General features: G+C 41.5%; 22 protein-coding genes. 8 read left to right on the top strand and 14 right to left on the bottom strand.

Features of this window, described 5'->3' with window-relative positions; translation table 11 throughout:
- Positions 1-12 precede the first annotated feature (12 nt).
- From V7K84_RS00440 to polA, 4 genes are all read right to left on the bottom strand, one after another.
- The gene (locus tag V7K84_RS00440) at positions 13-630 is read right to left on the bottom strand and encodes a transposase (RefSeq protein WP_334835335.1); all 618 of its coding nucleotides are present in this window, start codon (positions 628-630) and stop codon (positions 13-15) included.
- Positions 627-959 (bottom strand): helix-turn-helix domain-containing protein, encoded by a 333-nt coding sequence (locus V7K84_RS00435; protein ID WP_334835333.1) that lies wholly within the window; start codon positions 957-959, stop codon positions 627-629. Before V7K84_RS00435 ends, V7K84_RS00440 begins: the two co-directional genes overlap by 4 nt.
- A gap of 298 nt (positions 960-1,257) precedes the next feature.
- A complete protein-coding gene (locus V7K84_RS00430; RefSeq protein WP_334835331.1) occupies positions 1,258-2,193 on the bottom strand; it encodes an ABC transporter substrate-binding protein in 936 nt (311 codons plus the stop codon).
- A 117-nt stretch (positions 2,194-2,310) separates the two neighbouring features.
- Positions 2,311-5,256 carry a DNA polymerase I gene (polA, locus tag V7K84_RS00425; RefSeq protein ID WP_334835329.1) on the bottom strand — a complete coding sequence of 982 codons (2,946 nt, stop codon included), beginning with the start codon at positions 5,254-5,256 and terminating at the stop codon, positions 2,311-2,313.
- 552 nt (positions 5,257-5,808) lie between these two features.
- Here polA and V7K84_RS00420 point away from each other — a divergent pair.
- Positions 5,809-6,510 carry a PEP-CTERM sorting domain-containing protein gene (locus V7K84_RS00420; RefSeq protein WP_334835326.1) on the top strand — a complete coding sequence of 234 codons (702 nt, stop codon included), beginning with the start codon at positions 5,809-5,811 and terminating at the stop codon, positions 6,508-6,510.
- Positions 6,511-6,825: 315 nt separating this feature from the next.
- The gene (locus tag V7K84_RS00415) at positions 6,826-7,677 is read left to right on the top strand and encodes a Cof-type HAD-IIB family hydrolase (RefSeq protein ID WP_334835324.1); all 852 of its coding nucleotides are present in this window, start codon (positions 6,826-6,828) and stop codon (positions 7,675-7,677) included.
- A 180-nt stretch (positions 7,678-7,857) separates the two neighbouring features.
- Here the strand turns inward: V7K84_RS00415 and V7K84_RS00410 are convergent, their stop codons facing one another.
- Positions 7,858-8,529: a DALR anticodon-binding domain-containing protein gene (locus tag V7K84_RS00410; RefSeq protein ID WP_334835322.1), complete on the bottom strand. Its 672-nt coding sequence runs from the start codon at positions 8,527-8,529 to the stop codon at positions 7,858-7,860.
- Positions 8,530-9,054: 525 nt separating this feature from the next.
- Between V7K84_RS00410 and V7K84_RS00405 the strand changes: the two genes are divergently transcribed.
- Positions 9,055-9,774 (top strand): Crp/Fnr family transcriptional regulator, encoded by a 720-nt coding sequence (locus V7K84_RS00405; protein WP_012412419.1) that lies wholly within the window; start codon positions 9,055-9,057, stop codon positions 9,772-9,774.
- 79 nt (positions 9,775-9,853) lie between these two features.
- On the opposite strand, the gene V7K84_RS00400 is transcribed toward V7K84_RS00405, so the two are convergent.
- From V7K84_RS00400 to V7K84_RS00380, 5 genes are all read right to left on the bottom strand, one after another.
- Positions 9,854-10,900 carry a PstS family phosphate ABC transporter substrate-binding protein gene (locus tag V7K84_RS00400; RefSeq protein WP_334835320.1) on the bottom strand — a complete coding sequence of 349 codons (1,047 nt, stop codon included), beginning with the start codon at positions 10,898-10,900 and terminating at the stop codon, positions 9,854-9,856.
- Between the two features lie 292 nt (positions 10,901-11,192).
- Complete coding sequence (locus V7K84_RS00395) at positions 11,193-12,590, bottom strand: ABC transporter substrate-binding protein (RefSeq protein ID WP_334835318.1); 1,398 nt, start codon at positions 12,588-12,590, stop codon at positions 11,193-11,195.
- Positions 12,591-12,656: 66 nt separating this feature from the next.
- Complete coding sequence (locus V7K84_RS00390) at positions 12,657-13,703, bottom strand: substrate-binding domain-containing protein (RefSeq protein ID WP_334835317.1); 1,047 nt, start codon at positions 13,701-13,703, stop codon at positions 12,657-12,659.
- Positions 13,704-13,731: 28 nt separating this feature from the next.
- Entirely contained in the window at positions 13,732-15,135 is a 1,404-nt protein-coding gene (locus V7K84_RS00385) for a serine/threonine-protein kinase (RefSeq protein WP_334835315.1), read from the bottom strand.
- A gap of 305 nt (positions 15,136-15,440) precedes the next feature.
- Positions 15,441-16,454, bottom strand: a complete 1,014-nt coding sequence (locus V7K84_RS00380) for a LysR family transcriptional regulator (protein ID WP_334835313.1) — start codon at positions 16,452-16,454, stop codon at positions 15,441-15,443.
- Between the two features lie 212 nt (positions 16,455-16,666).
- On the opposite strand from V7K84_RS00380, the gene V7K84_RS00375 reads away from it, so the two are divergent.
- The 4 genes from V7K84_RS00375 to V7K84_RS00360 all read left to right on the top strand — a co-directional run bounded on the left by V7K84_RS00375 (position 16,667) and on the right by V7K84_RS00360 (position 21,764).
- Positions 16,667-17,383: an NnrU family protein gene (locus tag V7K84_RS00375; protein WP_334835310.1), complete on the top strand. Its 717-nt coding sequence runs from the start codon at positions 16,667-16,669 to the stop codon at positions 17,381-17,383.
- Between the two features lie 607 nt (positions 17,384-17,990).
- Positions 17,991-18,377 (top strand): thioredoxin family protein, encoded by a 387-nt coding sequence (locus V7K84_RS00370; protein WP_334835308.1) that lies wholly within the window; start codon positions 17,991-17,993, stop codon positions 18,375-18,377.
- A 200-nt stretch (positions 18,378-18,577) separates the two neighbouring features.
- Positions 18,578-20,677 (top strand): NAD(P)H-quinone oxidoreductase subunit 5, encoded by a 2,100-nt coding sequence (locus V7K84_RS00365; protein ID WP_334835306.1) that lies wholly within the window; start codon positions 18,578-18,580, stop codon positions 20,675-20,677.
- Positions 20,678-20,894: 217 nt separating this feature from the next.
- Positions 20,895-21,764 carry an effector-associated domain EAD1-containing protein gene (locus V7K84_RS00360; RefSeq protein WP_334835303.1) on the top strand — a complete coding sequence of 290 codons (870 nt, stop codon included), beginning with the start codon at positions 20,895-20,897 and terminating at the stop codon, positions 21,762-21,764.
- A 266-nt stretch (positions 21,765-22,030) separates the two neighbouring features.
- On the opposite strand, the gene V7K84_RS34225 is transcribed toward V7K84_RS00360, so the two are convergent.
- The 3 genes from V7K84_RS34225 to V7K84_RS00350 are packed head-to-tail and all read right to left on the bottom strand — an operon-like array spanning position 22,031 to position 22,780.
- Entirely contained in the window at positions 22,031-22,240 is a 210-nt protein-coding gene (locus tag V7K84_RS34225; protein WP_442940911.1) for a ParE family toxin-like protein, read from the bottom strand.
- Complete coding sequence (locus V7K84_RS00355) at positions 22,237-22,467, bottom strand: hypothetical protein (RefSeq protein WP_194000940.1); 231 nt, start codon at positions 22,465-22,467, stop codon at positions 22,237-22,239. The genes V7K84_RS34225 and V7K84_RS00355 overlap by 4 nt, the downstream gene beginning before the upstream one ends.
- 49 nt (positions 22,468-22,516) lie before the next feature.
- On the bottom strand, positions 22,517-22,780 hold the full coding sequence (locus V7K84_RS00350) for a hypothetical protein (protein WP_334835297.1): 264 nt from the start codon (positions 22,778-22,780) through the stop codon (positions 22,517-22,519).
- Between the two features lie 349 nt (positions 22,781-23,129).
- Between V7K84_RS00350 and V7K84_RS00345 the strand changes: the two genes are divergently transcribed.
- Positions 23,130-24,707, top strand: a complete 1,578-nt coding sequence (locus V7K84_RS00345) for an NAD(P)H-quinone oxidoreductase subunit 4 (protein WP_334835295.1) — start codon at positions 23,130-23,132, stop codon at positions 24,705-24,707.
- Between the two features lie 149 nt (positions 24,708-24,856).
- Here the strand turns inward: V7K84_RS00345 and V7K84_RS00340 are convergent, their stop codons facing one another.
- Positions 24,857-25,834 carry a DUF4351 domain-containing protein gene (locus V7K84_RS00340; protein ID WP_334835377.1) on the bottom strand — a complete coding sequence of 326 codons (978 nt, stop codon included), beginning with the start codon at positions 25,832-25,834 and terminating at the stop codon, positions 24,857-24,859.
- Positions 25,835-25,852: the final 18 nt, after the last annotated feature.

Here is a 25,852-nt window from a genome sequence, read left to right as displayed (position 1 = left end):
CATCTACGGCTGTTATGAGGTACAGTAGCAGCAACTAGCAAACCAGTTTCTTAAATGTTGAGGATTTATTAATTGGAGTGCAACTGAGATTAATCTATCAACCATTTCTGTTGTAGTTGGAGCAAAACTGCGTAAAAAAGATTTAAGTTGTGACCACCATAATTCAATTGGATTAAAATCGGGGGAGTATGAGGATAAACAAATAACTTTCGCACCTACAGCTTCAATCATTGGCACAATTGAATCTAATTTATGTGCGGATAAATTATCCATTACTACTACTGCTCCTGACCATAAATGTGGCACTAAAAACTTCTCAATAAATAATTCAAATGCAATGCCATCCATTGAACCATTCATTGTCATTAATGCAACTACTTTTTTAATACTAATTGCTCCAATTACTGTAACTTTTGAGCCTCTATAGAAGGGGTTAAGAGAGTAAGCTCTCGTTCCCATTTGTGAACGGGCATGAGTCCTCGTTAACCCAAGTAGGACACCAGTTTCATCCAAAAATACTAAGTTTTCTGGCTCTATATGTTTGACCTTTTCCCAATAATCTAATCTTAAATTTAGGACTCTCTCTGTCCCCGCTTGGGTGCTCCGCTTTGTTTTTTTTTCCGATTTCATCCTAATTTCTGTAACGCACGGCACATTGCACTTTGACCTACCGAATTTCCAGTCTTGTCTGCAAATAATTCACATAACTCTATCAATGTTGCATCTGGATGTGATTCAACTAATTCTCTCAACTCTATATCAGCATTTGTTAAATGGCTAAATTGTGGCTTTCCTCGTGGCTTGGATTGTAAATTACCTTCAAGTTTTTGTTGTTTTACAAGCTTTTGCACTAAACTCTTTGAAACGGAAAAAATGTTAGCTACTTTCCTGATTGAGATGTTTTTCTGAAGATGTGCTGCAACTATTTTTTCTCGAAGATCGATAGAGTAGGACTTCATTTAAAAATATTTATCTTTTAATCTAGTGTACCTCATAATAGACGCAAGTGCTGTAACCACTAAGTTGTCTGAAGGTCTATCAAGTCTACTTATCAATAACAAACGAATCCATCGCAAAAAGTTTTTGAGAAGTTTCGCAATCTGCATTTTGAAATACTGGTATCTATAAATAATACTCCTTAATATAGCACTGAGATTTTATTTTTGACAACATACTGAAAAGCCTGTTTGATCGGGGTTTTATCTAAAATTACCTCCGATAAATGCATCCTTGATTGACTGTTCTCCCAGTATCGAGCTAAGTACCCTGTGGTGCAAATAACGCTTGCTTAAGCTGCTGACAAGCCTTTTCTATTGCATCTATACTACCTGGATTCACCAAACCAAAATAATCAAACACATAGACTCGGTTATTTTTAGTTGCTTGTAGTTGCTGCCAAAAAGCTTCTTTTTTCAACGAATCTAAAAGCGCTGCTTCCGAATTTCCTTGTGGAGGATTAACCAAAATTATCACTTCTGGATTTGCTTCTAAAACTTTCTCAGCCGAAAGCGTTACATAGCCACCAACTGGACTTTTACCTTGTAAATCTGCTGCTATATTTTTCGCCTGAAACTTCGCCAGCAAATCCCCTGCCCAACTATTTTTGTTTGGCGCTAAAATTGGTTGACGACTGACCAGTGCTAGAGTAGAAGGACTCTGAGTTGGCTTATCTGGCAAAAAAGTTTTATAACGGTTTAACAAAGGCTGAGGATCGGCATTAATTAACCCAGCCAGTTTTTTAGTAAGTTCTTCTAGCGATTCCCAGTTATTCACCTTAGTGAGCAAAGTCGCAATTCCTAGCTGCTGAAGTTTTTGAATTGGAATGTTAGAAAAACCTTCAGCACCAATAACTAAATCTGGTTTGAGTGCTACCACTTTCTCTAAATTTGGCGGACTTTGTCCTTCACTAACGCGGGGAATATCCTTGAATCTGGAGTCATTCTTAAATAATCTACTCCCAGTAATTCCAACAACTTTTGTTGACTCGAGTCGAGAGATAATATCAGCAGAAAGAGAAGAAAGAGCAACTACTCTTTTTACCGATCCTTTTGGTAATTGCTGAGAGTTCGTGTTAGTCGCCTCAGTGGTATTTTCCACTTGGGTTTGTGGTTGCTGAGTAGTTACAGTGGTGCAAGCAACTAAAACTATACTCAACAAAATTGCTAAAGCAGATAGGAGCCAACGACGATACATATTAAAATTCCTTCTGGGGTAATAATGGTATAAAATTGATATAGAGTAGGGCTGTTGTAATTACTAAGACAAATGTACACCCATACTAATGTAATTCTTCCAATCCCCCAGTTAAACTTATTTGGTCTCCATCCAATTTTCACCGACACGTGCATCTACTAGTAACGGTACACTCAACTGCACTGCATTTTCCATCACTGACTTAATTTGTAGTTGTAATTCTTCCCACTCATTAGGGGGAATTTCAAACACTAATTCATCGTGAACTTGCAACAACAAACGCGCCTGATATTTCTTCAAAACCTCGTGCAATCTCACCATTGCAATTTTGATAATATCAGCGTTAGAACCTTGAATTGGTGCATTAGCTGCAGAGCGTAATAAACCCGCATCGAAAGCACCCAAATTCTTCAATTTACTCAGATCGATATCTTCTGGGTTACTGTCTTTTAATTTGCGTAAACTGTTATTAGTAAAGTCAAAATAACGACGACGACCGAAAATAGTTTCTACATAACCAAGAGCGATCGCTTCTTTTTTCACTCGCTCCAAATATGCAAAAACTTTCGGATATCGTTCATTAAACCGCTTAATGAACTCGTTGGCAATGTTTTTATCTATCCCAGTTGAGCGCGAAAACCTGAGAGAACCCATTCCATAAATCACGCCAAAATTGATAGTTTTTGCCATCCCTCGTTCTTCGGAGGTGATATTTTCTTTTTCAAACACTAATCGCGCGGTAACAGTATGAACATCTTCATTTTGCTGATATGCTTGCACTAATATCGGCTCTTGACTCAAATGAGCCAAAATTCGTAATTCAATTTGTGAGTAATCAGCAGCCACCATTAACCAACCAGCTTCAGGCAAAAATGCCTTCCGAATTTGGCGACTAAAAGCTGTACGAATGGGGATATTTTGCAAATTCGGATTAGAAGAAGATAACCTACCCGTTGATGTTGCTGCTTGATTAAAATCAGTATGCACTCGCTGGGTATCTGGACGCACCAATGCAGGTAATGCATCAACATAAGTAGACTTTAATTTAGATAGGGTGCGATACTCAATTATCGCCTCAACAAACCCAGTGTTATCATCTTCTTGAAGTCTTTCCAGAGTTGCTGCATCTGTAGAGAATCCTGTTTGAATTTTACGAGAATGTCTAGTACTTAACCCCAATTTTTCAAACAATATTTGGCTCAATTGCTTAGGAGAACCTAGGTTAAAATTTTCTCCAGCTATTTCAGTTGCTTCCTCTTTTAACCTGGCTAACTCTGTTTCTAAATGCTGCGAAAGTTCTTGTAAATAAGCTGAATTAATGCGAACACCTGTGTATTCCATTTCGGCTAAAACTGCTTCTAGTGGCTGTTCCACTTCTGCTAATAGCTTAGACAAAGACGGAACTTTCTCCAGATCCTCACGCAATTTTGCCACTAAACCAAAGGTAGAATAAGCATCCATCCCACAGTAGTCAGCTACGGCGGGAATATCTATATCAGCGATGGTTTTGCCTTTAGGAACTAAATCTAAGTAACTTTTGGCCGTCAATCCTAAATATCGCTGCGACAAATCCATCAAATTATGGCTTGAATCTGGATTTAGAATGTAACTTGCCAGCATGGGATCAAACACTACTCCTGCCAAGTTAATTCCTTGACACCTGAGAACTAAGCGGTCAAATTTGGCATTTTGTAAAGCTTTGGGGTAATCGGCACTTTCAAGAATTGGGCGTAATGCTTCTAACACCAAATCTTTATGCAAATTTTCTCCAGTTTTGTGCCCCACAGGAATATAGGCTACTTCATCTGGTTGCGTTCCCCAACAGCAACCAATTCCTACTAAATCAGCATCTCTTGGTTCTAATGCGGTGGTTTCAGTGTCCCAAGCAACGGGTGTTTCTGGGTTAGTAAATTTTTGCAAAAGTTTCACTAACTCACTGAGTTTGGCTTCGGTATTAATGATGCGTGGTGTAATTGGAGAAGTAGATTGTTGTGGAACTGCGGCTGTATCACTGGCACTGAAAAACCACAAATCATTATCTTCATCAGCGCTGAATTCTAAGTTATTAGAGTTGGGATTATTTGCGTCTGTTTTGGTTTCTTGATTTTCTTCAATTTTCCCACCAAAACGTTGCTGAAGGTCGTTGATCCTGCCTAAAAAAGACTTAAATTCTAATTTTTCTAAAATTGGTGATAAGACGCTTGTATCAAACCCTTTTAATTTGCAATCTTCTAAATTAAATTCTATAGGAACATCTAAAACGATGGTTGCCAAATAGCGAGACTTCTCGGCATCTTCTTTACCGACTGCAAGTTTTTTCTGAGTTGCGCCTTTAATTTCATCTAACGCAGCATAAACATTCTCAAGTGAACCATAGGTATTCAGCAGCTGCACTGCTGTTTTTTCCCCAATTCCCTTGACACCAGGAATATTATCCGATTTATCACCACAAAGAGCTTTGAAATCAACAATTTGTGAAGGTAAAACGCCCATCTTCTCTTTAACTTGTTCTGCTTCAAATTCCGTGATGCTATTTGTAGAGCGCTTTAGGGCATCTGGACTAAAATTGAGAACAGTGATTTCTTTCTCAGAGTCGATTAGTTGAAATAAATCGCGATCGCCAGTCAGAATTTTCACCCTATAACCAGCCGCAGTGACTCGCTGTGCTAAAGTTCCCAAAACATCATCAGCCTCAAAACCAGGGGCAGTGAAAAAGGGTAGATTGAAGCCATTTAGCAACTCATGCAGGTTTTCTAAGTCGGGAATAAAATCTTCTGGCGTTTCTGGGCGATCGGCTTTATAAGTCTCGTCTGCTTCGTGGCGAAAAGTTGCCTCAGCCAAATCAAAAGCGATCGCCATTGCTTGAGGCTGTTGTGTTGCCATTACCTCCAACAGGCACTTCACAAAACCAAAACATATACTCGTAGGAATCCCTGCTTTAGTACGCAGTCCTCCATCTCGCCCTTTGGCGAAAGCAAAGTATGAACGATAAGCCAGCGAGTGCCCATCTACGAGGATGAACGTGGGGCGTGTTGCAGTTGCAGAAGTGAAAGTTTCAGACATAGCCCTATTTTAGCCAGAAGCTTTGTCACATAGTTAGCAATTTCAGATGCTTGTTCTGCTTGGCTTTGGTGACAATAGCCCAGTTTTTGCGTACCAATTGCTCTTGAGTATGATTTTAGACAAATTTATATTTACGCATTTGCAACTTTAGTACGGAAGGCAAGTAGAACCAACTTTTGGCAGAGATACCAGCTCAATTAAGTACGTGAGTATAAGCATAGTAACCGGATAGTAACTCAATCCTCAACTTATCACCAGAAGCCGGGAATCTATCTCCTGAGCGTTTTATGTTTAATTAGGTTGACCTAGCTTACATCTCAGGAACCAACAAAAACTAGCTTAATATTTCGACATAATATTACTACCATCAAAACCTCTTGCCTTAATAAAACTTTATATGTACCAATCAAAAAGTCTATTTATCGAAGGAATTTGAACATAATAACTTTACATAAAGTTACGTGTATTTATCAAGACTACAAGCAAAGTTTCAGAGTTAGAAATAGGTTAGTAATCCCGTAATGATTCGTTTCAGAAAAGCATATTCTATCCATGACAACAAAACTATTCAACACTCTAGCTGCTGCCACAACCTTGGCAGGAATTGTTGCAACATCTGGAGCAGCTAATGCAGCTTCTTTCTCCTACGCTAGTTCCACTAATTACGATTTCACAAATATCATTGATGCACCTCTGAGCGTCCAAAAATTTAACTCATCTCTGGGTACACTCAAGGGTGTAACGATAAGTTTTACTGGCGACATACTTGGAAATGCAGGTTTTGAAAACAGGAGTCCAACCCCGACTCAGGTGACAGTAAATCTTGCTAGTCAACTCAGCTTAAAACTAAATAATCAGTCTCTGTTTGCGCTCAATCCACAAGATATATCGAGTTATCAAGCTGCTAAATATGATGGTACTACTGATTATAGTGGCACCTCTGGAAAGACTATTTCTAACTTAACTGCCACACAATCTGCAACTCAGTCTTTCACCAATACCCAATTCTTGCAGTCTTTCACTGGTAATGGCGACATAGACTTTTTGTTCTCAGCTTTAGCCAATTCAGTAGTTACGGGTTCGGGCAACATGAGATCCTATATTGATACATACGCTAAAGCAGGTATCAAAGTAACTTATGACTACGATGCTCAAGCAGTACCGGAATCCTCTACAACACTTGGAATTGGTTTAATTGCTGGGCTTTGTCTGTTGTCACAACGCAAAAAAAGCTGGCTCAAGGTGTCCAACTAATAGACTTTCTTGAATAGATAGGTTTTTCTCATCCTATCTATCAGGCTATCTAATTTAAATAAGAAACCCGATTCTCGAAAAAATCGGGTTTTTTATTGCGCTATTAGCCATAATTTTTAAGACTTTTGAAGTAAATCCAAAATCCTCAAAGCAAGTGTATTGCTCGCTGGGGTCAATCTAAAATCTAAAATTGTGTAAGTCAACATCCTCACCGTAAGGATATTGGATTGACTAGAAATGCCAATTTTTTCTACTACTCCCCACTGGTCGCTAGAGCCTGTTAACCTCTTACTGGAACTTAAAATCTAGGAAATCATGCAGAAAGCATCTACTGACAATCAGGCTGCTGCAAAAGACATTAAACTACTAGTTTTGGATATAGATGGCACGATCGCTGGACACTCTAACACTATCAGCGAACCTGTAAAGCAAGCAATCCTTGCGGCGCAAGCACGAGGAATTCAAGTGGCGATCGCTACAGGTCGAATGTATCGTTCAGCCTTGCGCTTCCACCAAGATATCGGCTCTACGCTACCATTAATGGCCTATCAGGGAGCCTGGATTCAAGACCCGAACACCCAAAAAATTCATCGCCATTGGGTTGTTTCCAGGGAAATCGCCCACCAGTTACTCGACTATTTTGAAAAGCCTGAGTTGCGATCGCTTCTATCTGTTCACTTTTACATCAACGATCGGTTATACGTTCGTGAGTTAACTAAAGAAACCAAAATTTATGCAGAACGTTCTGGTGTTATCCCAATTCCCGTGGGTGATTTGCGTCAAGCCTTAACGAATGAACCGACAAAAATTCTTGCTTTGTCTGATGACATTGACGTAATCGATAAGCTATTGGGAAATTTGCGCCGCCAATACACACCTGCTGAACTTTATCTCACAACATCTGTTGCTACCTTTTTTGAAGCAACTAACGCCTCTGTGAATAAGGGGACTGCTGTCCGTTATTTAGCTGAAGAATTGTTGGGATTAGAGTTAGCCAACGTTATGGCGATTGGCGATAACTTCAATGATGTGGAAATGCTGGAGTATGCCGGTCTCGGTGTAGCTATGGGCAACGCACCATCTGGAGTGCAAGCGATCGCTAAGTGGGTAGCTCCTAGCGTAGAACAAGATGGGGCAGCAGTAGCAATTGAAAAGTTTTTGCTATAGTCAAGGCATTTTTTCAAATCTAACCCATACAAATCAGAAAGGACACCGACGACTGGCCGTGTTTCGTCTCGGTGCCCTAGCTGGTTCGCTCCTCACACACCTGCTAATGTATCCGAGGTGGTGCATTGAGTCAATAGCTAGATAAAAAGTTTTTATTTTTGCCTAAGGGACATTACCGATTTATAGCTCCAAAGGCGCAAAAACCCCCAGATTTTCCTCTAGGACAAATTTTAATACTGACTGAGTAGCCATGAGCAATCCGAGTCTTGCTTGAGCCAGTTCTGGTGACGTAATTTTCACCTCACCCCAAATCCGGCAATTAGACCAAAACTTTTCAAAAGCTTGGCTCAAATTCAGCGCTACTTTTTCCCATTTCACAGAACCGCTAACATCAGGGCACTCTATGGTGTCTACCACTTGTATTAATTCGCCAATTAAACGACGCTCATCTGGGTGATTTAGTTGTAGTGTTCCGTCGCAATTAAGCCAAGGTAGTGGGTTAGGAGAGATAACATCCCAAAAAGCTGGACTAGTATTTGGAACTGGTTCTTTCAGTTTAATCAATCCCTCTCGATGAGCCAGAAGCACTAGCGAACAGCAGCGTGCATGAGCATATTCAACAGCAAACAATGAATTGGGCATTGGGGATTGGGCATCAATTGTCTCCTCTGCTCCCCTGCTCCCCTGCTCCCCTGCTCTCCCCAAACTCTCCACTACGAGACTTTGTAACCAAGTCGCTAAGGTTGAGTGAGTTAATTCAAAATGTATCCAACCAGGGGGAACTATTTGGATGCTAAAAACGTCCTCACAAATCCCTGATAAATCTGAAGCGATCGCACTGGCAAGCTCCATCGCTTTTCGATTCTGAGATTTTGATAGTTGCAGAGACACACTTGAGGTATAGAAAAATCTATTACCATATCTACCTTTATATAGAGGAATTTTTTCACCTTTTATGCATACATTTTCTTGATTATAAGTATCAATGCTTAGTGATTTTATTAGATAACTATACAATAGCTGTTTTATTGACGTATATTTGCTAACTGGTAATTTATAATGCACGTAATATTATTTAAATAGTCATGTAAAATATATTTGTTACATTTCTGTCATCTGTCTTGCGGTATAAATTTAATTTAGATGAAGAAAAATGAGAAGAGGATAAAATTTGATGAATAATCGATGAATAGTAAGTAAACTTTACTACCACCATTGTACAGTAGGAAGTATAACAAAAGAGTAGAGAGTAATTTGCTTTCTATTCTTTGGATTGGCTGGCGCTGTTAGGCGTTAAGCCTGCCTCGTCAACACAAAGACACTCCTTGCACCCTTTTATTTACGTCTTTGTCTTCAGCCGAACGCTCTTTGTTACCTATGCAATCTCCATCCTCCTTTTCTGAGGCATCACGGCCTTTTTTGACTTGGCAACGCATTCTTGACTGGGCTCAAGAACACTATCGCTGCCGCACCTTTAGCAAAGATGAGCGCATTCCAGCCCGGCCTGGATTGCTGTATTTGGTGCAAAGGGGTGCGATCCGCATGGTAGGAACCGCCCAAGTTAGTGCGACTGCTAGTCAGCTAACGTCTCGACGAATCAACAGAACCCCAGAAGAAGCGTTCTTGGGTTTTGTAGGAGCGGGACAGCCATTTGAAATTGTTGCCCAATCACCATTCACACTCCAGGCTTACGCCCATGTGGATCAAACTGCGGTGCTGTGGATGTACTGGCACGATTTAGACAATTGGCCTCACTTCCGTCGCGAAGTTATGGATGCCTTTAGGTATCAGCACCAGCGTAAGCTGCTGTGGTTGAGTGCCTTGGGACAACGCCGCACAATTGACCGACTCTTAGGATTTCTCACATTGTTAATTGAGGAATATGGAGAGCCAGCAATGAGCGACACCGATCCTGATGTGATTCGCGGTTATTGTCTGCCCTTTCCCCTCACTCATGCCCAAATTGGTAGCGCGATTGGTTCCACTCGTGTCACCGTCACCCGCTTGATGGGTAAGCTGCGTCAACGTGGTTTAATCTTGACTCAAGGGGATAATCTCATTTGCTTGCCAGCAGAGTCGATTAATAGAGCTGGTTAAGGTACAGTTCAGAGCGGCGATTTCCGCCACTCTGTCTTGAGTGCGATGGGCTACGCCCCGCCGGAGGCGATCGCAGGTGTCAGCGAATTTTGACAAATCCCGCTTGGGTAATCAGCTGCTGTCCCTGCTCAGTCAGCAGTAAGTTGGCGTAAGCGACACCTGCTTGCTGCTCATTCTGACCATTCTGTTTGACCACCACAAACAGATTGCGGGTAATCGGGTATTTTCCTGATTGGAAGGACTCAATGTTCAACTTGTTCCGTTTACCAGGACATTCAGACGGGAGGACAGAAGGTTCTTGGTATGGAGCAATGTATTGTCCTTGCGTGCGCCCCAACGGCAAGGCCTTGATTGAGCATTGAGGAATCACCTCTGGGGCAGAAGCGTAATAGATGCTACCAGGACTATCAGCCAATTTTTGCAAGGCTTGGGTGGTTGTGGAGATAAATTCTACATTGGAGCTGAAAGCTTGACCACCCAAGATGTCTTGGACAAAAAGTTCGACAGTACCGCCATCAGCAATGCGGCGGGAATAGGGCTTGATCGGGATATTGGGGCCGCCCACCTGGCTCCAATTATTGATTTTGCCTGTGTAAATTGACTTTAACTGTTCTACTGTTAGTCCTGGAATATTCAGGTTGGGGTTAACTGCAACCGCTAAACCATCAATTGCCACAGGAATTTGTTTCAAACTGAACCCACGCTGCTGGGCACGGCTTAATTCCTGATCTAGAACTGGTCGGGAGGACTGGGCAAAAGCTAGTTGACCGTCTATCAAGGACTGAATGCCAGTACCAGAACCAGGCGATGCATTGCTGGGTTCTACATAGCGCAGCCGTAACTCTGGCCGCGCGGCTTGAATTGCTGGATCGACTACTAGTCGAATCGGTGCCCAAGATGTACTGCCTCCGTAATTGAATAATCCTGTAGGAACATCCTTTATTGAAGTGAAAGTATTGCCACTAGGTTGTTCCGATCCGGGTTGGAGCGTTTTGGTACTACCAGGATTAATTGTATTTAAATCGACACCAGATTTTCTCGTAAACCACCAAAAACCGCCAGCTATTAGCCCGACGGTAATGAGGATGGATAATACAAGAATAGTTGTTTCATTTTTTTGGGACATAGTATAATTACCCGCGCGTCCATTCAATATAAGTGCTTGACTTGACAAGTGCTTGCTACTTGAGATTGTATTTGGAGGACGGGGATTTTGTTAGCAAATCCTAACTTCTGAGTAATTTAGAAATCAAGGTATAATAAATTTCATTTCATCTGGATTATTCGTCTCTTATCTCAAGGTTTGAGTGGTGATAAAAATAAATTGACAGTAAGATTTTTCCCCATAAAATTCAATTTCCCATCTTGAGAGGTTTTCCAGGTTAAGTATTGGTTAATTTTTAATTTTTTATTGCTGATTAACGCACTGGTTCAAAGTCATAACCAGTGCGAGAGCGAGAACCAGGAACAATTTTTACAAGTTGGACTGGCGCATTGCGATCGCCTGATGCTAAAAACCGAATTGTACCAGAAGCGCCAGTGGCAGAAAAGTCAGATGACACTAATGCTTGTTGGACTCCAGCTCGCGTGGGATTACGTCCTAATGTCGCAATTATAGCTACAGTGGCATCATAGCTGAGGGCACTTCGCCAACTCACATCACCGCCCCATAACTGCCGCGATTTCTGGGGAAAATCTGACTTAGGATCGCTATCAATATGCCAGGGAACAGCTACTACCATCCCCACAGCTTGTTCTCTGCCAATTTCCAAAGTTTTAGCAGTGTAAACATCATCTCCCGCCAACAAAGTTAACTTTTTCTGATTAATCTGAATTACTTGCAGCGCTTTATCCAAAGTTTCAGTGTTAGCAGCCAACATCAACACTTCTGCACCTTGTTTAGTTGCTTGTTCTACACTTTTAGCTGCACTAAAATCCGCCTTGGATAAGTCAAATTCGCTGGCTACTTGTCCACCCTCTAGGGAAACAGATGAAACAAACTCCGACTTTAAAGACTGGCTATAGTTACTCTGAGAATTAAAGAAAACCACTGCATTTTTTTTCTGCAAGGTTCTCACCATATAGTTGGCTAAACTTCTCGCAGCCATAAAATCACTGGGAACTGTCCGAAAAACGTAGCGGCTAAAGTTAGAAATTTTGACAGATGTACTAGTCGGAGATATAGCTACAAGTTGTCCAGAAGTATAGACAGCACCAGCGGCTAAGGTGGAATCGCTAGTATTCGGCCCGACTACACCTAATACTTCGGAATTGCTGACTAGGGTAGAAGCGATTTGCTTGGCTATTTCTGGATTGTCGTCGTCATTAGCTATCCCTACCCTCAAAAATACTCCCTTGATTCCTCCAGAGCTATTAACTTGATTTTGAGCTTGGGCTATCCCACGTAAAATTTCTAAAGCAGCATTGGGGTCAGTGCCGAATGGTACAGAAGCCATGATAGTGTAGCTCTTGGAAGAACCGATGCGGGCATTGTTAAGAAAAATTAATGCTTCTGGATCGTTACGGTTGAGTTTTAGAGCAGCTGTGAAATTGGCGATCGCTTTATCATAACTTTTAGCTGCGATCGCCTCTATTCCTTCTTTTTTTACTGGAGAAATATCACCTGGAGTAAAAGATTTTTCCCCAAAACTAATACGGTCTTGCAAGGATGAATTGTTGCCTGGTTGTTGATTTTGAATGTTGGTATTACCAATTCTGACCCCATTGTTAGTAAACCACCAAAAACCACCGCCAACAATGCCAACTGTCAGCAGCAGGGCCAAAGCTAAAATTGTGGTTTCATTCTTTTGTGACATGAACAAGTTTCAATAAAGTAAAAATATTTATATATTTGATTATTTGGCTACATATAACGATTTTGCTCATTTAATTCTAACGAATCCAGCTTTTTCAATCAGTTCTTGACCTTGAGGTGTCAGCAGCCAATTTGCATAAGCTTCGCCAGCTTGCTGATCTGTTTGACCATTCTGTTTAACGATTACAAATAAATTGCGGGTAATTGCATAGTCTCCACTACGAAATGCTTGACTATTCAACTGGTTACGTTTCCTGGGACATTCAGATGGAGATACAACAGGTTGTTGGTAAGGAGGCACAAATTGACCGCTGATTCGCCCTAATGGTAGCGACTTAATAGTACATTGTGGTACAACCTCTGGGGCAGAAGCATAATAAATTGCGCCACTATTCGCGGCTACTTTTCGTACTGCTTCTGTGGTTGTGCCAACATAACTAACGTTAGTACCAAAATTTTCTTTATTTAAAACATTTTCGAGAAAGAATTCTACTGTACCGCCAGCTTCTTTGTTGCGAGAATAGATTTTGATTGGTAAATTTGACCCACCCACTTGTTGCCAATTAGTAATCTTGCCAGTGTAGATGTCTTTAAGTTGGGCGACGGTTAAACCAGGGATATTGAGATTGTAGTTAACCGCGATCGCAATCCCATCAATCGCCACAGGAATTTCTTTCAAACTAAATTCTTTTTGTTTAGCTTCGGTATTTTCTTCAGCTTTAACTGAGCGGGAAGATTGAGAAAAAGCTAGTTGATTATCTATCAACATCCTAATACCAGTTCCAGATCCTGCTTGACCTGAAGCAGGTTGAGTATACCGTAAAGTAAATTGAGGACAAAGGCTTTCTAGTACGGAGTCTACGTCTTTACGGATGGGTGCCCAGGTTGTACTACCACCATAGTTGAATGTCCCTTCTGGAAGGTTTGGGACGTTGCATCTGTTGTTGACAAACTGGTTTATGGGATTACCTGTGTTACCATTTCCGGAAGTTTTAGCAACAGTTCCAGTTAATTGCGCCCATCGTTCCATAAAAAACCATAGACCACCAAAGATTAAACCAATAGTGATGACAACGGCTAAAAAAAGACTAAGTGTTTCGTTTTTCTGAGACATTTATGTAGCTGTTAGCACCAGAAGTTTTTTAAAGTAAGAGAGATAATAATTTATAAATAAGTCGAAATACGGCTGTCAATGAAATAGCTACTAAGCCTGCTCCAACTGCTAAAATGACAACTGACGGAAGGTCAAGACCTCCCCGTAAAAAGGGAACAAAAAAAATAATTGCAAAAGTAATTGTGGGAATAATTAATAAATCGAACTTTTCAATCCACCGCCTGGTTTGAGCAAAAATTAGTATACCTAAAATCAGGGCAGAAGTAGTCAAAGTAACTATTGGTGATTTTACTAGACTGAAGAGAGCGATCGCGATCAATGCACCCTCAAATCCACTAAATCCCGCCCCTCCCAATAATTCCAATGTCGAAAACGCTGGTTGAGTTGATGGACGACGGGGAACAACAGGGTTAGAACCTTGGGGTGGTTGTGGCGGGAGGGTTACAGAGGGCGAATTAAGTTGTGTAGCGACTTGAGCCGCCTGTGAGTTAAGTGCGCGTAGAACTTCCTGGGCTGACTGGAAGCGCTGATTAGCCGCAGGTAATAGCATCTTGTCTAAAATGTCAGCAAGGTGAGGGTTGATATTTACTTGAGATCGCCATTTCCACTGGTTACTATAAGCATCAAATAGTTGAATTGCTTCCTTATTTGTTAACAAGGTAATCAGAGTTACAGCTAAAGCGTATAAATCCGTAGATGGAAATACTTGCCCCCCAGCCATCTGTTCAGGCGGTGCAAATCCCATAGAATAAATTCCTGTGGAAGAAGCCGCAGAACCAAGTGCAGCATTGGTTACTTGCTTCACTGCGCCAAAGTCTAGTAAGAAAAGTTTACCATCACGACGACGCATAATGTTTGAAGGTTTGATATCTCTGTGGATAATGCCTCTGTCATGAACAAACTCTAGTACCCTCAGAATTCCTTGTAATACTTCTAATACTTGTTGTTCAGAAAACTTGCCTTGTTGAGCTAATTCTTCTTCTAGGGTTTGCCCATTGATGTATTCTTGCACCAAGTAAAAAAATTGGTCTTGCTCTCCTGGTTGCAAGCTATTAACTATTACTGGAAAGAAAGCAAACAAGTCAGGAATTTGCTCGTGATCGTTACCAAGCTGTGCTAAAACTTCTGCTTCTCTTTCAAACATTAACTGCGCTTGTTGCAGTTGAGTTAAGGTTAAATTTCCCGATGGTTGAAACTGCTTAACCACGCATTGACGCATTCCTGGTATTCGGCGATCGCGTGCCAAAAATGCTGCTCCAAACCCGCCCCTTCCCAGCAGTTTACTTGGCACATATCGACCATCTAGCATCAATGGCATACCACAGGTAGTGCAATACTTTTGCTGGGTTGTTTTTAGTGTCGTAACATCATCTAAATCGGCAAAATAGTTTTGTGGGCGTGGACAACGCGGACGAGTGCAGTAAACTTCCATTTTCCTGATTAGTCAAAATAATTCGCAATTGATAATACTTGCCTTCTCTACGAGATGCTACGCGAATGGCAAGAAGCAAGCTACGTAATTCGTAATTAGTTCAGGTTACAGAGAAACTAAATTTGTTAATGAGGAACACGAAACTTTTTTCCTGATGTCAAACCCTTGGCTTGCCTACAGCACCCTGCACGAACACAATGGGTTCATAATTACGAATTAAGTTAGCGACAGAGGAGCGTGATTACGAATTATTTGGTCATTTACAAAAAACGAAGGACAAATGACAAGGGACTAATAACCTGATTTTAGTCTTCGCCAGATGACGTGGGTGTTGCTACCTCCAATGTAGTTAACACCAGACTTTTTTGTGTTAATTTTAACACATCTTGATTCCATCCTGGGTTAGCAAACTGGGGCAAAATTTCTTGACTAAAGGCTTCTGCGGCCTTGGATCTATAGCGATTGGGATTACAAATCAGCCACAGCGTCCGTTTGACGACAACGCCTTCAATGGGAGTACGGTGCAAAACGCCCATTTGTAACTCTTTAGCGATCGCACTAGTTGAGACAAAAGCAGCCCCTAAACCAGATTGCACGGCATTTTTAATCGCTTCAATGGAATTCAATTCCATTTCAACTTTAAAACGTCTGGTATCGATTTCACAGCGTGCTAGCACTTGGTCAATGACTTTGCGGATAGTCGATTGAGAATCTAGAGCAATGAATTGTAATTTATATAGGTCTTCTTTCTGGATTTTTTCAAGTTTGGTAAAAGGATGAAAGACAGGTAAAATCAGCGCTAGCTCGTCCTCAGCGTAAGGAATCACGTCTAAAGATTCTGACAGTTCGCCGGGAATTTCACCACCGATAATTGCCAGATCGACTTGTCCGTTAGCAACACTCCAAGCAGTCCGCCGGGTAGAGTGGACGTGTAATTGCACTGCCACATCTGGATATTTTTGTCGGAACATACCGATCATTCTGGGCAAAAGATAAGTGCCGGTGGTTTGAGAAGCACCGACAATCAAAGTACCACCTTGGAGATTTTGTAAATCCTCGATCGCGCGGCAGGTTTCCTGACAGAGACTGAGGATTTTTTCACCGTAGTTTAAGAGTAGATGCCCGGCTTCGGTTAATTGGGCGCGTCGTCCTCCGCGATCGAATAAGGGGACATCGAGCTGCCGTTCGAGATTTTGGACTTGCAAACTAACAGCGGGCTGGGAAACGTAAAGACTATCAGCGGCACGCTTGAAGCTTCCTTCTTGAGCGATCGCTTTCAGGATACGTAACTGATCTAAAGTGAAAGGAAGGTCAGACATAAGGCTCAACCCACAAACTTTTAAAGGAGCAGATGCACGTAATAAATCCGGTTTGGCAGCAATCAGCCGGACATGATTTGTTGCATATTAAACTTGAAGGCTTGACTCGAAAAAGACAGTAGCACAACATCTTGACTAAAGTCCCCTTTTGAATACTTTGTGGTATTGGTTGTACTGAATTCAGTTTTCTTTAAATTACTTCACCTGTGTATATGCTGCTGATTTCTTGGTTGACACCCAGTCATTTTGTCATACTGGGGTTACAAATAGTTTTTGCGATCGCTCACAGTGGAGGCGCTGCTTTACGCCCTTGGGCAGAAAAATACATTGGCCCAAGGTTTTATCGCATTCTCTTTGCATTAGTCAGCCTACCGTTGGCTGTGATATTAATTATTTACTTTTTTGGGCACCGTTATGATGGTTTGCAAATTTGGCAGGTACAAGGGGTGCCAGGAGTCCGAGAATTTGTTTGGCTGCTATCAGCAATCTCGTTCTTGTTTTTATATCCTGCTACCTTCAATCTACTAGAAATTGCTGCTATTCAAAAGCCCCAAGTTCATCTCTACGAAACAGGAATTATTCGGATTACCCGTCATCCCCAGATGGTGGGACAAATAATTTGGTGTGTTGCCCACACTCTCTGGCTGGGTACTACCTTTACCCTTGTGACTTCCATTGGATTGATATTGCATCACTTGTTTGGGGTTTGGCACGGGGATCGCCGCCTGAGCGATCGTTATGGCGAAGCTTTTGAAATTGCCAAACAGCGGACTTCAATTATTCCCTTTAAAGCAATTATTGACGGGCGTCAATCTCTCAAATGGCAGGAATTTCTCTGCCCTGCCTATTTGGGAGTTACGATTTTTATCGCTTTGCTTTGGTGGTCACACCCTCTGTTACTGGAAGTAACTAGTAGGGTAGGATGGTAACTTTAGACGATCCCCAGTGTCAGGAGAAAATCCGAAATAGATGGAAATTTCAGCTTATCAATTGCCCCAAATCAATGTAGGATAAATTCAAACATGTATTCAGTGGAGGGTGCGTTCAGTCAGCTTAAGATTTTATATTGGTAGTTGTTGGTCAGTTGCCTTTCCTTGAAAGAAAGTGGCAGATTCAGTCAAATCCTCAGGCAGTCACGGCAATCAAGAGTTTAAGATCCAAAAAAACCAACGCGACTTCTAAAGTGGCTTTTCTGTCAGAGACACATTAACGCGCTCAATTTTTGCCAATTATTCTGTGTCCTGAATATTTGTGTCCTGAATCCATCTATCGGCAGTTACTGACTTGCCAATCCTGCACTGAAGCAGTAGCTGAGTCCTGAGTCCTGAGTAAAAGCAAGCAACTTAGTATTCATTGCTTGGCAATTAGTCCCAATCCCCGCTTTGCTCTAAGAAGAAAAAGAAACGAGTTCCTCATTCAATCCGCTAACTTTTAGTTATGGACTTCTACTCAGCAACCAGAACTCGGAACTCAGCACTACTCAATTCAGTACTGATAGCTAGTTTGATATAAAAACCTTATAATCCAAGAGGCGTCATGGTGTTCTCGGTTAGTGAGCGGACATTTACTCAAGAAGTTTTACAATCTCCTATTCCTGTTTTAGTTAACTTTGAAGCACCTTGGTGTGGCTTGTGTCGAGTTATCCACCCGCTCTTGTTGGAATTTCAGTCCCAGTGCGGGGATGAAATTAAATTAGTCGGGGTTAACGCCGATCAAAATTTTAAATTGTCTACTACCTATAGGCTAAAATCACTACCCACTTTACTATTGATTGAAAATGGCACTGTTCGCCATCGCTTGGAATGCTTTCGCGGCAGGGAAGATTTACGTCTAGCTTTAGAAGAGATAAAGTCCAGCTACAGCAATTACCCCAAAATCTACAAAAATTCAAAAACAGTGGATTTAGAGTATCGGTCAGCCTGAAGAGAGTACCCAGTCGTGAGTAATAATTAAACTCAGGACTCAGCACTCAGCACTCAAAGGTATTCTAGGCAAATCTAAAACCATGCTTAATACCCCACCCAATCAGTCTTGGGTGGGTTATTTTATCCTAAAGGGTGTGTGTCACAATTATTAACAGTTTCGACACGCTAAATCAAGAATTCTAAAAGTAGGCGTCAGTGATGGAAGTAATCTATCAGTATGCCTGGCTGATTCCGGTGTTCCCTCTTTTTGGGGCGATGCTGGTCGGTCTAGGGTTAATCTCGTTGAATCAGGTGACAAACCGCCTACGGCAGCTTAACGCTGTGGTGATTATCTCCATGATGGCAGCTGCTATGGGGCTGTCGTTTGCCTTGTTGTGGAGTCAAATTCAAGGACATGCGTCTTATATTCGCACCTTTGAGTGGGCGGCAGCAGGTAATTTCCACCTGAGCATGGGCTACACTATTGACCACCTGACAGCCCTAATGCTGGTGATTGTCACAACGGTAGCCTGCTTAGTCATGGTTTACACCGATGGCTACATGGCTCACGATCCCGGTTATGTGAGGTTTTACGCCTATCTCAGTTTGTTTGGCTCCTCAATGTTAGGTCTGGTGGTCAGCCCCAACCTAGTACAGATTTATATATTCTGGGAACTTGTGGGGATGTGTTCCTACTTGCTGGTCGGTTTTTGGTACGATCGCAAGTCAGCAGCAGATGCCGCTCAAAAAGCGTTTGTAACCAACCGCGTGGGCGACTTTGGTTTGTTACTCGGCATTCTGGGGCTATTTTGGGCGACAGGAAGCTTTGATTTTAATATCATGGGCGATCGCCTCGCCCAACTCGTAGAATCAGGTTCCATCAGCAATTTTCTCGCTGTCCTGTTTGCGATTTTAGTTTTCTTAGGGCCAGTTGCAAAATCAGCCCAATTCCCTCTCCATGTCTGGCTACCAGACGCAATGGAAGGCCCCACCCCCATTTCTGCCTTGATTCACGCGGCAACGATGGTGGCAGCGGGGGTTTTCCTGATTGCGCGGATGTACCCAGTATTTGAAGACGTTCCAGCCGCAATGAATGTCATTGCCTTTACTGGGGCGTTTACGGCGTTTTTGGGGGCAACCATTGCCATTACCCAAAATGACATCAAAAAGGGCTTGGCTTACTCCACCATTTCCCAACTGGGTTACATGGTGATGGCAATGGGAATAGGTTCCTACAGTGCTGGACTATTCCACCTGATGACCCATGCCTATTTCAAAGCGATGCTGTTCTTGGGTTCAGGTTCCGTAATTCACGGTATGGAAGGTGTTGTTGGACACGACCCCGCCTTAGCTCAAGATATGCGCTTGATGGGTGGACTGCGAAAGTATATGCCCGTCACGGCAACTACCTTTTTGATTGGTTGCTTGGCAATTTCTGGTATTCCACCCTTTGCTGGTTTCTGGTCAAAAGATGAAATTCTGGGTAAGGCTTTTGAGGCTAACCCATTTCTCTGGTTGATTGGCTGGCTAACTGCCGGGATTACAGCTTTCTATATGTTCAGAATGTATTTCATGACATTTGAAGGCAAATTCCGGGGTACTGACGAGAAAATCAAGGAAAAACTCAAGAAGGCGGCGACAATTGTTCTGGAGTTAGAGTCAGAAGAACTAGCCCCGAATTTTGGGCCTGGGGCAATGAAGAAAGGAGAATTGGCTGCCACTGGTGAACACCATGACTCTCATGACTCCCACGGACATCACAGCGACTCGCCTCACGAATCGCCGTGGACAATGACTCTGCCATTAGTATTTTTGGCTGTGCCTTCGATTTTCATTGGTTTGGTGGGAACTCCCTACGCCAATTATTTTGAAGAGTTTATCTTTCCTCCTAGCGAAACTCTCACCGAAGTTCTAGAAAAGGCTTCCGAGTTCAATCCGACGGAATTCTACATTATGGCAGGTGCCTCAGTGGGAATTTCCTTGGTTGCGATTACCTTAGCTTCGCTGATGTATTTGCGCCGTAAAATTGACCCGGCTGCGATCGCTGCTAAAATCCAACCACTTTACGAGTTATCCCTCAACAAGTGGTACTTTGATGACATTTACCATCGGGTTTTTGTCCTCGGCTTGCGTCGCCTAGCTAGACAAGTTATGGAAGTTGACTTCCGCGTTGTTGATGGTGCTGTTAACCTCACAGGCTTTTTCACCCTTGTTAGCGGTGAAGGTCTGAAGTACCTAGAAAACGGTCGCGCTCAATTCTATGCCTTGATTGTGTTTGGGGCGGTTTTGGGCTTAGTGATTGTTTTTGGTGTTACCTGATTTTAATCGGGGTGGGCGCTCGTCCACCCCTAGATTATTTTTTGTCTAAGGCAGAGGCGCAGAGAGGAATTGAAAGCTAGGTCTAAAAAGATGATAATATTTTTTAATACAAACCATTTATAGGACTAATATTTGATTTTTGGAAAAATCTCAGTAGGGTGTTTCAAAAATCAAATACTAGTGATAATACGTTTACTTGATATTGGTTAATCTTAATATGAATCTCTCTGGAAAACAGCTTAACGAAGTATATGAAGCTTTAATTGATGCTTATCCCAATAAGTTTGCATTACAACAATTGTTAAGATTTAAATTAGATAAAAACTTAAACGCTATAGCAGGTGAAGATACTTTACAAAATATCGTTTATAGATTAATAGAAACAGCGAGATCAGAAGGATGGCTTCAAGATTTAGTTTCTAAGGCTTATCAATATAATTCTGGGAATTTATTATTGAAGGCTGTTGTTCAAGATTTACTAATAATAAATACTCAAGTAGAATCGTCAACACAACCTGTTCAGCAGTATAAAGTTTTGATTTTGGCAGCGATTCCTGAAGGTCTACGTTTGGATCTTGAAATGCGTAAAATTAGAGAAGCTATTGAACGTGGTGCAAGACATGAAGTATTTAAAATTGAAGTAAGAACTGCTGTACGTTCTCAAGATATACGTCGTGCAATTGAAGAGGAGAAGCCTCAAATCGTTCATGTTTGTGGACATGGGAGGAAAGATGGCAGTTTGTTGTTAGAGGATGATGGAGGAAACAGCATACCTGTATCACCACAAGGATTGGCATCATTGTTTAGATTGCACATGAATTATGTTAAATGTGTCTTGCTTAACACTTGTTATTCAGAAAAATCGACTATTGCTATTAGTCAATATATTAATTATGTGATTGGTATGAACAATTCAATTCAAGATAAAGCCGCAATTGCATTTGCTCAAGGTTTTTATGATGGTTTGGGTTACAAAACTGCGGACACTCAAGATGTATTTCAACGAGCCTTTGATGAAGGGATGATTGCTATTGAAATGGAACATAGTTCACAGGAATCAATACCATTTTTTAAAATAAAAACATAAAAATGATAACACACGATAATAACCTAAAGTTTATTACTTTAATACACATTTCGCATTCTACATATAGCGTTTCTCGACCTAGTTAGGTACACCCGGAAAGGCACGGCAGTGCCCCTACACCTAGCGATATAATGTTGTACCGCATCTGAATGGGAACCGCTATAACAATTATCAAGTTATATTTAAAAAATAGGTGGCTTTAACCAATATGAGTTTATCTGGAAAACAAATTGAGGAAATACATCATGCTTTTTTGGATGCTTTTCCTAGTCACCTTCCAAAACCCCAATTGCTCGATAATTGCGAGTTATTCTGACAGACCAAATATTCTCCTCGTTATTTATACATTTGAAATGCAAAGACGGATGAAAAGGATTTTCTCTCCATAAGTGATAAGCTTTTCTTGCACTCTGTCTAACTTGCTTTTCAAGAGACTGATATTTATCCCAAAAAGAAGGAAGAGTTGCAGACTTCATAAATTTTCATAGTTCATTGGTTTTGCAAGTCCTTCTGCAATCTCTCTTTTAGCAGATTGGGCAGATGCAATCAATTGTTGTTGAGTTTTCTTAAATGATTTATTCCATTTCAATTCATCTTGCAAATCTTCTAGGTACTCTCGGAGATGTTCTGCAACTCTTTCTTGCACATCTTCAGATAAAGATTCCATCATCTTAATTACAGTAGCGATCGCTGGAGATGACATAATCGAATTTTCCTTATCAATTTTCCCTATCTATTTTACTAAAAAAAACTCAATCAAATCGCTTACTGTAGTCCCAAAGCTCTGAAACTGGGAAGGTTTGTCCTACTGCTGCTTGTCGCACTGACTCTTGCAAATCGGCTAATATTTGTGCTTTTGGCTCTTGTTCATTAATCCAAGCTGAACCACTGACGTTATCAGAATTTATGGAACTTATAAGCTGTTGCCAAGCTTCTACAGGGACGAGTACATCTGTTGTTTCTCCATTTACGTTGGTCACATAACGAATCTGACTTTCAATTTGTGCGATTATCATAGTGTTATTTCTCCTGTGATGCTTTTTTGTACCGAATCAACACTAAACAGCATCTTGTATTTTTAGAGATGCGGTAGGCTACGCGTAGACGCGGAGCGGCTTGTCGTAGACATCGCACCACTAAACTATAATTTTACCGGCTTTTTTAGGGTAAATTTTTAACTTGACCGCGAGTATCACAACCCACATTCCGCACACCCAAAGGTCAAAAGAGACTCCCAACAGCAGAAATGGGGGATTGCTAATTTAATTAAATCAACCTAACGAGGAAGACGAAATCCCCAAAAAGCTGTTACTTAATAACTAGTGACTTTTTGCCAAACATGATTTTGATAGCAGACGAATTGTGATGAATATAGCTAATTTTCCGTGGCTGACGACGATTATTCTGTTTCCGATAGCCGCGTCGCTACTTCTTCCCGTCATTCCTGATAAAGAAGGCAAAACAGTGCGCTGGTACTCCCTTCTCGTGGGGCTGATAGATTTTGCACTAATTGTTTATGCTTTTTATACTGGGTATGATTTCTCCAATCCAGATTTGCAGTTGGTGGAAAGTTACCCTTGGGTACCACAATTGGGTTTGAATTGGTCAGTAGGGGCAGATGGCTTATCCATGCCCCTAATTATTTTGACTGGATTCATTACCACGCTGGCGATTCTAGCAGCTTGGCCTGTCACCTTCAAGCCCAAGCTATTTTACTTCTTGATTTTGGCGATGTATGGCGGTCAGATTGCCGTGTTCGCCGTCCAGGATATGCTGTTGTTTTTCCTGGTGTGGGAACTGGAACTAGTACCGATATACTTTCTGCTGTCGATTTGGGGAGGCAAAAGACGGCAGTATGCAGCGACTAAATTCATTTTATACACAGCAGGCGGTTCGCTGTTTATTTTGCTGTCTGCCCTGACAATGGGATTTTACGGCGATACGGTGACGTTTGACATGCGATCGCTCGCCTTAAAAGATTTCGCCCTGAATTTCCAACTTGCCCTCTATGCTGGCTTCCTAATTGCCTACGCCGTCAAGTTGCCGATTATTCCCTTGCACACGTGGCTACCTGATGCCCACGGTGAAGCTACAGCCCCCGTACACATGTTATTAGCAGGTATTCTCCTGAAAATGGGCGGTTACGCCTTAATTCGGATGAATGCCCAAATGCTCCCCGATGCCCACGCTTATTTTGCACCAGTGTTCGTGGTTTTGGGGGTAGTTAATATCATCTACGCTGCTTTGACATCCTTTGCCCAGCGCAACCTGAAGCGAAAAATTGCCTACTCCTCAATTTCTCACATGGGCTTTGTGATGATTGGTATTGCCTCCTTCACCGATTTGGGATTGAGTGGGGCAGTATTGCAAATGGTTTCCCACGGGTTAATTGGGGCGAGTTTATTCTTCCTGGTTGGTGCAACTTACGATCGCACCCACACCCTAATGTTGGATGAAATGGGTGGTGTCGCTAAGAGAATGCCGAAGATTTTCGCCATGTTCACTACCTGTTCAATGGCTTCTTTGGCATTGCCAGGGATGAGCGGTTTCGTGGCAGAATTGATGGTATTTGTGGGCTTTGCTACTAGCGATGCTTATAGCTCTACCTTCAAAGTGATCGTCGTGTTCTTGATGGCAGTGGGAGTGATTTTAACTCCGATTTATCTGCTGTCGATGTTGCGAGAAATTTTCTACGGTAAAGAGAACGAGGAATTAGTTTCTCACCAAGCTTTGATAGATGCCGAACCCCGTGAAGTATTTATCATTGCCTGTTTGTTAATTCCAATTATTGGTATTGGTTTTTATCCCAAATTGCTGACTCAAATGTACGACGCTACAACTGTACAATTGACGGCAAGATTGCGTGATTCCGTGCCGACATTAGCACAGCAACAAGACGACGCACTAAAGGTTTCTTTGAGTGCGCCGGAAATTGGTAATTAAGTTGCGATCGCTAGTTTAGTTGAAATATTTATTGCTTTGAGGGTGGGTTTTGTACCCGCCCTTTTTGTTACTCACTGAACTAAGTTAAAAAAATACTGTATGGGGTAAGCGAGTAGAGGTGTTTTTTACAATTTTCATAAAAATAGATTTTAAGCTGATTGATTTGTTTGCAACCAGTTAAGTAAATCTTCCATAGCAGTAAAATCTAACAAAGCTTCGCCAAGGGTTTCTAATTGATTTAAAGAAAGAGATTGGATGCGCTCTTGCAATTCTGGTGATAATTCTCCCACTCGTCTTTGTAGTAATTTTAAAATCAGCTGTTGTTCACCTTCTTTTTTACCTTCTTGTTTACCTTCTTGTTTTCCGCGCTCATAGCCGATGCGCTCACCTGTAGTTACATATCTCATAGTCTGCTCCTGCTCAAATTGTTTAAATTCTTCCCAAAACTGATTTTCTAATGCCTTTGGTAATATCATAACCCAATCAATAAATCGATACAGGTTGCGAATATCTTGCTCTTCTAAGCCCAAGTCATATAGTCTGCGAATTAAGCTAAATTTCCATATTTTGCGTTGTTCGGGTGATGAGCGTGTCTGTTGTGTTTTCAAATGCGCCATGACAACAGTTGCAAATGGATTATCACTATTTTCTAACTCGTGAAAGCGATTTTCGTAATCTAAAAGTTTAACACTACCAAATTCAAAATTTAAGCGAGTATTGGGATAATTGTAACTGTAATTGCTTGGTCGCCATTCGCGGTTTGGATCGCAGAGAATTGCAAGGCTAATCGCTGGTCGATCGAAGCGGTCAAATATGCGAAAGTTGTAAGTAAACATCCGCTTAGGAAAGTTATCTTCTTTTTGTGCCTGAATTTCAACATGGATTAATAACCAAAGTTCTTCCCCTTGGGTTTGCCAAACTTTGACTAATTGATCGGCATATCTTTTGCCCTGTTCAGCTTCACGAGCTATTTGTTGAAATTCTTTATCTAGAAATTCATAAGGACGTTCCCAATCAATTAATGCATAAGTTTCTGGAAAAAAGAAATACATTGCTTGGGGAAAATAAGCTTCTATAATTTCCTTCCAAGGGCTATCAAAATCAGCGCGTTCGCTATCACTAGTCATGTCATTTTTCATTTTTCC

The organism is Nostoc sp., from assembly GCF_036917315.1.
Classification (GTDB): domain Bacteria; phylum Cyanobacteriota; class Cyanobacteriia; order Cyanobacteriales; family Nostocaceae; genus Nostoc.
The sequence above is the reverse complement of the archived record's forward strand: the minus strand, read 5'-3'. Positions and strand labels throughout refer to the sequence as shown.

What these genes read in the sequence shown, in the direction of transcription:
- V7K84_RS00440 (WP_334835335.1), bottom strand. Translation starts at nt 630, where the DNA reads ATGAAATCGGAAAAAAAAACAAAGCGGAGCACCCAAGCGGGGACAGAG.
- V7K84_RS00435 (WP_334835333.1), bottom strand. Translation starts at nt 959, where the DNA reads ATGAAGTCCTACTCTATCGATCTTCGAGAAAAAATAGTTGCAGCACAT.
- V7K84_RS00430 (WP_334835331.1), bottom strand. Translation starts at nt 2,193, where the DNA reads ATGTATCGTCGTTGGCTCCTATCTGCTTTAGCAATTTTGTTGAGTATA.
- polA (WP_334835329.1), bottom strand. Translation starts at nt 5,256, where the DNA reads ATGTCTGAAACTTTCACTTCTGCAACTGCAACACGCCCCACGTTCATC.
- V7K84_RS00420 (WP_334835326.1), top strand. Translation starts at nt 5,809, where the DNA reads ATGACAACAAAACTATTCAACACTCTAGCTGCTGCCACAACCTTGGCA.
- V7K84_RS00415 (WP_334835324.1), top strand. Translation starts at nt 6,826, where the DNA reads ATGCAGAAAGCATCTACTGACAATCAGGCTGCTGCAAAAGACATTAAA.
- V7K84_RS00410 (WP_334835322.1), bottom strand. Translation starts at nt 8,529, where the DNA reads ATGGAGCTTGCCAGTGCGATCGCTTCAGATTTATCAGGGATTTGTGAG.
- V7K84_RS00405 (WP_012412419.1), top strand. Translation starts at nt 9,055, where the DNA reads ATGCAATCTCCATCCTCCTTTTCTGAGGCATCACGGCCTTTTTTGACT.
- V7K84_RS00400 (WP_334835320.1), bottom strand. Translation starts at nt 10,900, where the DNA reads ATGTCCCAAAAAAATGAAACAACTATTCTTGTATTATCCATCCTCATT.
- V7K84_RS00395 (WP_334835318.1), bottom strand. Translation starts at nt 12,590, where the DNA reads ATGTCACAAAAGAATGAAACCACAATTTTAGCTTTGGCCCTGCTGCTG.
- V7K84_RS00390 (WP_334835317.1), bottom strand. Translation starts at nt 13,703, where the DNA reads ATGTCTCAGAAAAACGAAACACTTAGTCTTTTTTTAGCCGTTGTCATC.
- V7K84_RS00385 (WP_334835315.1), bottom strand. Translation starts at nt 15,135, where the DNA reads ATGGAAGTTTACTGCACTCGTCCGCGTTGTCCACGCCCACAAAACTAT.
- V7K84_RS00380 (WP_334835313.1), bottom strand. Translation starts at nt 16,454, where the DNA reads ATGTCTGACCTTCCTTTCACTTTAGATCAGTTACGTATCCTGAAAGCG.
- V7K84_RS00375 (WP_334835310.1), top strand. Translation starts at nt 16,667, where the DNA reads ATGCTGCTGATTTCTTGGTTGACACCCAGTCATTTTGTCATACTGGGG.
- V7K84_RS00370 (WP_334835308.1), top strand. Translation starts at nt 17,991, where the DNA reads ATGGTGTTCTCGGTTAGTGAGCGGACATTTACTCAAGAAGTTTTACAA.
- V7K84_RS00365 (WP_334835306.1), top strand. Translation starts at nt 18,578, where the DNA reads ATGGAAGTAATCTATCAGTATGCCTGGCTGATTCCGGTGTTCCCTCTT.
- V7K84_RS00360 (WP_334835303.1), top strand. Translation starts at nt 20,895, where the DNA reads ATGAATCTCTCTGGAAAACAGCTTAACGAAGTATATGAAGCTTTAATT.
- V7K84_RS34225 (WP_442940911.1), bottom strand. Translation starts at nt 22,240, where the DNA reads ATGAAGTCTGCAACTCTTCCTTCTTTTTGGGATAAATATCAGTCTCTT.
- V7K84_RS00355 (WP_194000940.1), bottom strand. Translation starts at nt 22,467, where the DNA reads ATGTCATCTCCAGCGATCGCTACTGTAATTAAGATGATGGAATCTTTA.
- V7K84_RS00350 (WP_334835297.1), bottom strand. Translation starts at nt 22,780, where the DNA reads ATGATAATCGCACAAATTGAAAGTCAGATTCGTTATGTGACCAACGTA.
- V7K84_RS00345 (WP_334835295.1), top strand. Translation starts at nt 23,130, where the DNA reads ATGAATATAGCTAATTTTCCGTGGCTGACGACGATTATTCTGTTTCCG.
- V7K84_RS00340 (WP_334835377.1), bottom strand. Translation starts at nt 25,834, where the DNA reads ATGACTAGTGATAGCGAACGCGCTGATTTTGATAGCCCTTGGAAGGAA.